We start from the raw sequence: 6,800 nt of genomic DNA, 5'->3' as shown, positions 1-6,800 counted from the left end.
CTTCCTGCGCCGGGTCGCTCAAGGGGCGGTCGGGGGCGGCGGCGGGCTCGGCCGCCGTCAGCATCAGCGCCAGAACGGGCGCGATCAGCAGGATCAGCCGCCTCATGGGGCCTTCCTCCGACGCGGCCCGACGCCCAGCCGCAGCCGGCGGTCCAGCAGGGACAGAAGCCCCCCAAACGCCATGATCATCGGCCCCAGGAAGATCAGCCGCGCCCAGGGGTTCCAGTACAGACGCACGACCCAGGCAGGCTCGGCCGGGCTGCCCGCCCGTTCGCCCATCACCACATAAACGTCGTCCAGCCCGCGGAAATCCAGCCCGACCTCGGTCGTGGTCTGGCCGCCGGCGGGGAAGAAGCGGCGTTCGGCCGTCACCGTCTTCGCCCGGCCCCGGTCGTTCGACGGCCGCACGGTCAGCCGGCCCTGTTCGGCCAGATAGTTGGGCCCTTCGACCACCCGGACCTGATCCAGGGTCACGGTCCAGGGGCCGGCGGAGACGCTCTGGCCCAGAGAAAGAGCGCGCGCGGCCTCGGCCTTGAAGCCGGTCTCGACCACCGCCCCCAGGATGAAGACGCCCAGGCCCAGGTGGGCCAGGCTCATGCCCCAGGCGCCCAGCGGCAGACCTTTCAGACGACGCATCGTCTCGGCGCCCGAGGCGCGGAACAGACGCGCCCGTTCGGCGACCTCGGCCAGCGAACCCAGGATCAGCCAGGCGCCCAAGCCGATCCCGGCGGCGGCGAAGGCCTTTCTGGGCTCCCACAGGGCGTAGGCGGCCAGGGCCGAAACCAGGGCCAGGCCCGCCGCGACGGCCAGCCTCTGCATCGCCCCCGTCAGGTCGCCCCGCTTCCACGCCAGCAGAGGCCCGGCGGGCAGGATCAGGAAGGCGACCGTCATCAGCGGGACGAAGGTGGCGGCGAAATAGGGCGGGCCGACCGAGATGGTCGCGCCGGACGCGGCCTCCAGGATCAGGGGATAGAGGGTGCCCAGCAGCACGGTCGCGGCGGCGGCTGTCAGGAACAGGTTGTTCAGCACCAGGGCGCCCTCGCGGCTGACGGGGGCGAACAGGCCGCCGCCCTTCAGCTGGGGCGCGCGCCAGGCGAACAGGGCGAAGGCGGCGCCGGCCGTAAGGCCCAGGATGGCCAGCAGCATCAGCCCGCGCTGGGGATCGACGGCGAAGGCGTGGACGGAGGTCAGCACCCCGGACCGCACCAGGAAGGCGCCCAGCATGGAGAAGCTGAAGGCCAGCAGGGCCAGAAACACCGTCCAGCCCGCCAGCGCCCCGCGCCGCTCGGTCACCACCGCGCTGTGGAGCAGGGCCGCGCCCGCCAGCCACGGCATGAAGCTGGCGTTCTCGACCGGATCCCAGAACCACCAGCCGCCCCAGCCCAGCTCATAATAGGCCCAGAAGGAGCCCAGGGTGATGCCGACGGTCAGCAGGGCCCAGCTGGCCAGGGCCCAGGGCCGCACCCACCGCCCCCAGGCGGGCCAGAAGGCGGTCTGGGCCCTGCCCTCGATCAGGGCGGCGACCGCCAGGGAGAAGCAGACGGAGAAACCGACATAGCCGGCGTAGAGCAGCGGCGGATGCACGGCCAGGGCCGGATCTTGCAGCAGGGGGTTCAGCGACGCGCCCTGGAACGGCGCGGGGTCCAGGCGGGTGAAGGGGCTGGAGGTGAAGACGGCGAAGGCCAGGAACAGCGATCCCAGCGCCCCCTGAACCGCCACGGCCGAGGCCTTCAGCCCGAACGGCAGGCCGCGCGCGCGGGCCAGGGCTCCGCCGAAGACGGTCAGGACCAGACACCACAGCAGCAGAGACCCCTCGTGACTGCCCCAGGCGCCGGCGACCTTGTACAGCATCGGCTTGTCGGTGTGGCTGTTGGCCGCGACGTTGGACACTGAGAAGTCGGACACGACGAAGGCGTAGATCAGTGCCGCGAAACTGAGGGCCACAGCGCCCGCCGCCGCCAGGGCCGCCCCTTGCGCCGCGCCCGCCAGCACCGGACTGCGCCGCCAGCGCCCTGCCGCCGACAGCGCCGTCTGCAGGATCGACAGGGCCAGGGCCAGGGATAGGGCGAAGGCCCCGAGTTCGGCGATCATAGACTGTTCGTTGCGCTATCGGCCTGCGGCCTGCTTGAGCGCGTGTTCTTGGTCGAGGTCTCCGGCCGCCACTCGCCCTTGGCCTTGATCCGGTCGGCGACCTCGCGCGGCATGTAGTTTTCGTCGTGCTTGGCCAGGACCTGGCTGGCGTGGAAGACGCGGTCGGCGCCGAACGAACCCTGGGCCACGATCCCCTGCCCCTCGCGGAACAGGTCGGGCAGGTCGCCGTGATACTGGACCTGGGTCACAGCGATATTGTCGGTGACCGTGAAGACCACCAGCCCGTCGCCGGATTTCCGCACGCTGCCGGTCTCGACCAGACCGCCCAGACGGATGTCGCGGCCTTCCGGCGCCTTGTCGGCGGTGGCCTCGGACGGGGAATAGAAGAAGGTCACGCTGTCCTGCATGGCCCACAGCGACAGGCCGACCGCCAGGGCCAGGATCGGGGCCACGGCGGCGACGACCCACAGGCGACGGCGCGCCTTCGGCGATTTCGGCAGCCAGCTCATGGCCTGACAGTCCCGCTCCCCGACGGAATTTTCCTTGGGTCTATAGCGGCGGGGGCCGGCCGCCAATGTGTCATTGCGCCTTATCCGCAGGCAGGCGCCGTTCCAGGTCGATCCGGCGCGGATCGGCCGGGTCCAGGGCGGCGATCAACGGCGTCCATTGCGCGCGCGTCGTCGTGGTATCGCCCCGCTCCAGCGCCGCCTGGCCCAGGAAGAAGCGGGCGCCCAACTGGTCCGGGTCCAGGTTCACCGCCTGGCGGAAGGCGGCCTCGGCGTCGCCGCCGATCCGGCCGTCATCGGCCCGCACCAGGCTTTCGCCCAGCCGCGCCCATGCCCGAGCGTCGGTCGGCTCCAGTTCGATCAGCCGGCGAAAGGCCGAGGCGGCGCCCAGCGGATCGTCGGCGGCGAACCGGGCCGCGCCCAGCATGGTCAGGGCCTGACGGTCCTGCGGATTGTCCCGCGCCACCCGCGCCGTAACCGCCGCCAGCTGCGCCGGCTCCAGGGTTTCCAGCTGGGTGGACCATTGATCGACCCGCCGCTCATAGGCCTGGTCCGGCAGACCCGGCGACCCGGTCAGGACATAGAGGGCCAGCGCCCCCGCCGTCGTCGCCGCGATCCCGCCCAACACCCAGAAGCGGTCATGCCGGCCGGCCACGGGCGTGGCCGCAGCCACGGCCTGACCCGCCAGCAGCCGCCGCCCCGCCTCGGCCCGTGCGACGGCGTGGGCCGTTTCGTCCAGCAGGCCGCGCGCCTTCAACCGGTCCAGTTCGTCCAGTTCGCGACCGCCGACATCGGCGTCGGCGCCGGCCGCGTCAGCCCCGCGTCGCGCCCCGGTCAGCACCAGCAGGCCGGCCATCGCCGCCGCCAGGCCGGTCATTATCCAGAAGACGATCATCCCCGCCGTCTATCGCATCAGACGACGCCGGGCGAGGCCCCAGTCGTCGCGCCAGTCGTCACACCTGTCGTCGCCCTTGCGGCCTCGGCGGCGGCCGCGCGCCGTCGCACCGCCCGCGCCGCCTCCAGCGCCTCGACCAGGGTCAGGAAACGGGCCGCCGTTCCGACCAGCCGCAGGGCCTGATCGGGATCGGCCACATCGCCGTCGGCGATACTGTCCAGCGCCTCATTGGCCCAGGTGGACAGATAGTCGGTCAGCTCGGTCTTCAGCGCCATCCGGTCCGCCTCGCAGCCGAAGGTGTTGGCCGCGCCGCGCAGGCCCGAAACCGCCCCCAGCAGGGCGGCCGCCGCCTCGATGGGTTCGCCCTTGGCCGGCGCCTCCAGCCAGGGGCACAGGCGCGTCATCCGCCCGGTCAGGACCTGACGCTTCATCGGCAGGGCGGCGTGGACGGCGGCCGAGGTCGATTTCATCAGGCCCGACAGCTGGCCGGCCACCTGGACCCGCGCCATCCGCGCCGTCTTGCCCCAGGGAGAATCGGGCCGGACCATCAGGGTCATGTCCATTTCGGCCAGCACCCCGGCGCACCAGGTCGCATCCTCCACCGCCTGGGCCATGTCCGGCCCGTCGCGGGGCGACAGACAGGCGGCGATGCGCTGGACACGGCTCTGGACCGACGTCAGCAGCCGCTCGACGAAGACGCCCATTTCGGAATGGCTGAGAATGGCCTCGGTGTCGGCCAGGCGGCTGGTGCGCGTGACGATCCGCAGCATCCGCTCAGCGTCGGCGACATGGGCGAACAGAATGTCGATCATCCGCCGCCCGCCCTCGGGGGATATCGCCAGACAGTCCTGGATCAGCAGCCGCAGCCCCGCCAACTGATTGTCGTCGGGCCGCTCCAGCCAGACCGACAGGCGGGCCACGGCGGTTCGCGCCAGGGGCGCCAGGTCGAAACAACCGGCCAGTTCCGCCGGGCTGGCGGCCGGGGTTTCAGCCTGGCCGGCCGTCGGGTCGGGCCATTGGTCGTCCGGCCAGACGTCGCGAGGCCGGTCCCGCAGCACCGCAGCCGCCCGCGCGCACAGCCGATCCGCCGCCAGGGTCCATTCCCCCTCGCCGACGCCCGCCCCGTCCAGCAATCTCAGGAAGGCCTCCTCGCCCGTCCGCGCCTCGCGCCAGACCCGCGCCAGCACGGCCGGCGGAAAGATCAGGGCCGGAGTTCGGTCGGCGCGGGGTTGGAACAGGGGCAGAAGGGGGGCGAAGGCCAGGTCGCGCCGGGCGCGGTCGCGCGCCTCCTGCACGATCATGGCGGTCAGTTCCGCCGCCTTGTCCCCGCCCAGGGACGGGACGGCCGCCCGCAGCTGCGTCAGGACCGCGTCAGGCGCGGCCTGGACGACCGCCTGCAGGGCGGCGCGATGGGCGACGGACAGCGAGGACAAGAGGCACTCCCGTCTGCAGGCGACGAAGACGCCACCGTGCCGTCTTTGGGTTAACAACGGCTTCTCGTCCCTGCAGAGACCGGCGCCCCTTGAGCCCAGCCGATGGCACGCCATATTCCCGCCACGACGACGCCAGGCGTTTCCGCCTCGGATCAGGAGCGCCCATGCCGGTTATCGAGATCGAAGGCCTGACCAAGACCTACAAGTCGGGGCTTCAGGCGCTGAAGCGCGTGGACCTGACCATTGAGAAGGGCGAGATCTTCGCCCTGCTGGGTCCGAACGGAGCGGGCAAGACCACCCTGATCTCCATCGTCTGCGGCATCGTCAACGCCACGACGGGGACCGTGGTCGCCGACGGCCACGACATCAGGAAGGATTTCCGCGCCGCCCGCACCAAGATCGGCCTGGTGCCGCAGGAGCTGACCACCGACGCCTTCGAGACGGTGCTGGCCACCGTCACCTTCAGCCGGGGCCTGTTCGGCAAGCCGGGAAACCCGGCCCTGATCGAACAGATCCTGAAAGACCTGTCGCTGTGGGACAAGCGCGACGCCAAGATCATGACCCTGTCGGGCGGGATGAAGCGCCGGGTGATGATCGCCAAGGCCCTGAGCCACGAGCCGGACATCCTGTTCCTCGATGAACCCACAGCCGGGGTCGACGTCGAACTGCGCCGCGACATGTGGGCCATGGTGCGCAAACTGCGCGAGCGGGGCGTGACCATCATCCTGACCACCCACTATATCGAAGAGGCCGAGGAGATGGCCGACCGGGTGGGGGTGATCCTGAAGGGCGAGCTGATCCTGGTCGAGGAAAAGACCGCCCTGATGAAGAAGCTGGGCCGGAAGACCCTGACCCTGAACCTGGTCGAGCCGCTGGCCGCCCTGCCCGCCGACCTGTCGGACTGGGATCTGGCGCTGAAGGCCGATGGAAGCGAGCTGGAATACAGTTTCGACGCCCAGGCCGACGACACCGGCGTGCCGTCGCTGATCCGCCGGCTGGAACGGCTGAATATCGGCTTCAAGGATCTGAACACCCGCCAGAGCTCGCTGGAAGACATCTTCGTCAGCCTGGTCCACCGCGATGGGGAGACCGTCTGATGAACTTCAACGGACATGGCGTCTGGGCCATCTATCGCTTCGAGATGGCGCGGGCCCTGCGCACCATCTGGCAGAGCGTGGTCACGCCGGTGATCACCACCGCCCTCTATTTCATCGTCTTCGGCAGCGCGATCGGCAGCCGGATGGAGGCGATCGACGGCGTGGCCTATGGCGCCTTCATCGTGCCGGGCCTGATCATGCTGAGCCTGTTCACCCAGTCGATCTTCAACGCCTCCTTCGGCATCTATTTCCCGAAATTCACCGGCACCATCTACGAGATCCTGTCGGCTCCCGTGTCGTCGCTGGAGGTGGTGATCGCCTATGTCGGGGCGGCGGCGACCAAGTCGGCGGTGCTGGGCCTGATCATCCTGGCCACCTCGACCCTGTTCGTGCCGCTGCAGGTGCTGCACCCTGTAGGCATGCTGGCCATGCTGGTGCTGATCTCGGTGACCTTCAGCCTGTTCGGCTTCATCATAGGCATCTGGGCCGGCAGTTTCGAACAGCTGAACTTCATCCCCATGCTGATCGTGACGCCCCTGACCTTCCTGGGCGGCTCCTTCTATTCGATCAACATGCTGCCTGACGTCTGGCGCGCGGTGGCCCATTTCAATCCGGTGGTCTATCTGATCTCGGGCTTCCGCTGGACCTTCTATGGCCAGGGCGACGTTCCCATCGGCATCAGCGTGGCCGCCACCATGGGCTTCTTCGTCGTCTGCCTGGCCGTGGTCATGTGGATGTTCAAGACCGGCTACCGCCTCAAGAGCTGAGCCGTCACGAA

General features: G+C 69.9%; 6 protein-coding genes. 2 read left to right on the top strand and 4 right to left on the bottom strand.

What is annotated here, in order from left to right; all coding sequences use genetic code 11:
• Nucleotides 1–102: 102 nt before the first annotated feature.
• The 4 genes from ER13_RS07205 to ER13_RS07190 all read right to left on the bottom strand — a co-directional run bounded on the left by ER13_RS07205 (nucleotide 103) and on the right by ER13_RS07190 (nucleotide 4,925).
• Nucleotides 103–2,091 carry a heme lyase CcmF/NrfE family subunit gene (locus ER13_RS07205; RefSeq protein WP_008261449.1) on the bottom strand — a complete coding sequence of 663 codons (1,989 nt, stop codon included), beginning with the start codon at nucleotides 2,089–2,091 and terminating at the stop codon, nucleotides 103–105.
• A complete protein-coding gene (gene ccmE / locus ER13_RS07200; protein ID WP_008261178.1) occupies nucleotides 2,088–2,600 on the bottom strand; it encodes a cytochrome c maturation protein CcmE in 513 nt (170 codons plus the stop codon). The genes ER13_RS07205 and ccmE overlap by 4 nt, the downstream gene beginning before the upstream one ends.
• A gap of 70 nt (nucleotides 2,601–2,670) precedes the next feature.
• Entirely contained in the window at nucleotides 2,671–3,492 is an 822-nt protein-coding gene (ccmI, locus tag ER13_RS07195; protein WP_035307951.1) for a c-type cytochrome biogenesis protein CcmI, read from the bottom strand.
• A 17-nt stretch (nucleotides 3,493–3,509) separates the two neighbouring features.
• The gene (locus ER13_RS07190) at nucleotides 3,510–4,925 is read right to left on the bottom strand and encodes a hypothetical protein (protein WP_008262992.1); all 1,416 of its coding nucleotides are present in this window, start codon (nucleotides 4,923–4,925) and stop codon (nucleotides 3,510–3,512) included.
• Between the two features lie 164 nt (nucleotides 4,926–5,089).
• Here ER13_RS07190 and ER13_RS07185 point away from each other — a divergent pair, with 164 nt between their 5' ends.
• Complete coding sequence (locus ER13_RS07185) at nucleotides 5,090–6,022, top strand: ABC transporter ATP-binding protein (RefSeq protein WP_008261416.1); 933 nt, start codon at nucleotides 5,090–5,092, stop codon at nucleotides 6,020–6,022.
• The gene (locus ER13_RS07180) at nucleotides 6,022–6,789 is read left to right on the top strand and encodes an ABC transporter permease (protein ID WP_008261957.1); all 768 of its coding nucleotides are present in this window, start codon (nucleotides 6,022–6,024) and stop codon (nucleotides 6,787–6,789) included. The genes ER13_RS07185 and ER13_RS07180 overlap by 1 nt, the downstream gene beginning before the upstream one ends.
• Nucleotides 6,790–6,800: the final 11 nt, after the last annotated feature.

The organism is Brevundimonas sp. EAKA, from assembly GCF_000698025.1.
Lineage (GTDB): Bacteria > Pseudomonadota > Alphaproteobacteria > Caulobacterales > Caulobacteraceae > Brevundimonas > Brevundimonas mediterranea_A.
The sequence above is the reverse complement of the archived record's forward strand: the minus strand, read 5'-3'. Positions and strand labels throughout refer to the sequence as shown.